This is a genomic window from Streptomyces sp. NPDC054841 (assembly GCF_053611045.1).
Map to the genome: position 1 here is coordinate 1 of NZ_JBSGZO010000736.1, position 2,958 is coordinate 2,958.

A 2,958-nucleotide genomic window follows, 5' to 3' on the forward strand; every position below is an offset into this window, starting at 1 on the left:
GGGCCGAAGCGGGCCTGGGTGTGCCCGGGCGGCAGGAAGGTCAGATGGGTGCCGGTGTGCAGCCCCGGCTGCCCGTCCGGTGCCGGCAGCGCCAGCGGCCGGCGCACGCCGGGCAGCAGGACGGTTCCGATGTCTCCCGAGACCTGAACCAGGTGCACCGCCGCGGTGTTCCGTCCGACGACCTCGGCAATCCACTGCTGCCACAGATGGGCGGCCTGCTGGGCACCGGGCCCGTGCGCCACGATCTCGATCTCCCGGCCCTGCAGGTGACCGCCGGCTCCGAGCCAGGTGAGGAAGGGCTCCGGGTCGATGGCCTGCAATCCGCCACCGCCGAGCAGCAGCGGTGCAGGGCGGTCGGGCTCCGCCCACAGCAGAGTAGTGGTGAGGTCGGGGGGCGTGGCCACCTGGCTGGCGAACATCACTCCCGCGCTTGAGGTGTCGGTGACCACGCCGGGGGCGGCGCCCCGCCAGCGGAAGGGCTGGGAGAGCGGGTGAAGGTGTCCGAAGGCATCGGTGACGAGCGGTCCGGTGAAGGGGACGGCGTTCTGCGGGTCGAGGGTCTGCGGGTCCGGGATGGTCTCGTCCCAGCCGCCGACCTCGATCATTCCGCCGTCCGTCGAGACCCGGGCGGCAGCGGAGATGTCGTCGCCCCAGAGGCCCGGCGCAGGCAGGTGGGTGGTCCGCACGGTGTAGATCGCAGTTCCGGCACCGTTGGCGACGGCACGGAGGATCGGCCCGGTCGGCACGACGGCGCCAGGGCTTACCGGCAGGATGAGCAGGCGCGCCGGGCGCAGGACCGTACCGCCGGCGCCGGTAGCGCTGAGTGCCTGCTGCCTGACGTACTGTCCGACCTGGGCGCCGACGGTGGGCCCGGTGACGGACAGCACCGAATCGGGCAACCCGGTCGCCGGATCGACGGTGTACCAGTTGCCCGCGTGGTCCAGGCCGAGGACGACCGTAGCCATATGCGGCGACGGCGGCAGGCTGCCCAGCAGGGCCAGCCAGGCCAGCCGGGTATCAGGCTGGGCGGCAGCAGCAGAACTCTCGCCCGGGTTGTGCAGCAGCTCGGACATCTGGGTGCCCTCGGTGGCGCCGCCAAGGGCACCGGGGCTGACCGGCGTGAATTCCAGGGCGGCGCCCATGGACTTGGCGAAGTCCAGCCAGGCGTCCCGCTGGTACGTCGGGCCTTCCAGGCTGATCACCAGGTTGTGGCGGTAGGTCTCCGACAGTTTGGTGAGCACCGAGTGCATGAGGAGATGGCGTAGGTAGTCCCCCTCCCCCGGCTGGCCGTCCACCGGCGTGCCGGGGACGCCGACCCGGATCAGGAGTCGGCCTCGACCCTCTGTCAACCGAATCGTGCCGGCCACTTGGCCGCTCACCCCGTCGGGCCGCAGCCACAGGCTGTTGCCGGGGATGACCTCGACCACCTGACCCACAGCGCCCGGCACCAGAAACACAGCGGTCTCTCCGAGAGGCTTGACCCACCGATGGTCCGGCTTGAGCCACTGCTCCTCGGGAAGCAGCCGGGTGACCACCGGCCCATGGGGAGCATGGAGCTCCAAATCCGTGGTGACGTACTGGGCGATCGGTACGTGCGCGCTTACCGCTCCGTCCCGGTCCACGGTGTACACGATGCCGTCGCGGATCTCGCCGTTGGGCTGCTCCAGGGCCTTCGGTACGGCGGTGACCGGTGTCGCGGCCTTGCCCGTGCCCGTGACAGGAACGAGGGAGCGGTCCAGTCCCGTCACGCAAGTCGGGCCGTGGTAGTCGTACGACGGCAGCAGCTCCGTCCAGCCCTCCGCGGGGTCGCCGCCCACCAGCTTGACGTAGCCGGACGCACCGATCTCCCACCCTGCGGACGGCGGTTGGGCGTAAACCGGTCCCTCGTAGGCCTGCACGAACTCCCTGAGCTGGTCCCCCACGATCGGGGCCAGCCAGGCCGGGACCGGGGCCCAGAACAGGACCTGCAGCGGCATGACCCCATGCCCGTGCTGGCGCCGCGCCCAACGGGCGACCTGCGAAGGGGAGAGCGTCTCGGGAACGACCAAGCCGTTCGAGAGGGGGAAGTCGAGTTCGAATCCCTGCACGGTGGGCCTGACCACGAGCCTACTCAGTCCGGACTGGCACCGGGCCAGCATGCCGCTCACCTGAGGCGGCAGCACGACGGTCTGCAGAGTGAGCCGGTCGGTACGGCCGTCCGGCGCCCGGTGAAAGATCGGTCGAAGCGTCTCCATCTTCTGCAGCGCACCCATGGGCGTGGTGCCACGGCTCGGCAGCAGGGGGGAGTACTCGTTGGCGATCCGCTTCCACGCCAGCCTCTGCCCGCCCGGCTGCAGGACGACCAGCTCTCTGGGGGCGTGGCGCCCGGCCTTGAGTTCGTCGACCCACGCCCTTCGCGCCCTCTCTGCCCGCCGATACAGCCCGTCGAGAATTTGTCGGTGCCTCTCGGTCACCTGGAGCAAGGAATTCTGGTTGGTGAGGCCCAGGATGCCGCCCACCGGAGTGACGTAGGTCGCTTCGGCCTTGAAGTGTCTTCCGATCTCCTTCGCCAGCGTCGCAAGCAGCGCGGCCTGGGTTCCGTCCACCGGCCCTCGCTTGCCGGTGATCAGCTGGATGGAGAGGCCCGTGGGGACGGCCTGGCCCGCGTTCGTGCCGGTCGTGTAGGCACGTTCGATCCGCTGGGCGAGTTCCTTGGGTGTGAGCAGCCACTGCTCGGCACCATCGGCGTCGTCGAGTACGAAGCCGCCCAGGTCGTAGTCCACCGGGAAGGCGATGAGCATCGTCTGCGGAAGGAGCGTGGCCCCGTGGAGGGGGAGTTCAAGGGCAATCTTGGGGGCCGACACCACCAAGCCGTTGATGTCCATTTCCAGGCGCGGGGCCGTCAGTCCGCCTCGGTCGAGCACCTCCGGCTGTGAAAGCCGCCGTGGCAGCTTGTCCGGCTCGGCCAGAGGCACGAAC

General features: G+C 70.1%; 1 protein-coding gene. It reads right to left on the reverse strand.

Annotated elements, in window-relative coordinates; translation table 11 throughout:
* On the reverse strand, window positions 1-2,958 hold a 2,958-nt coding region (locus ACWGI8_RS42495; RefSeq protein WP_453668814.1), incomplete at both ends, for a hypothetical protein.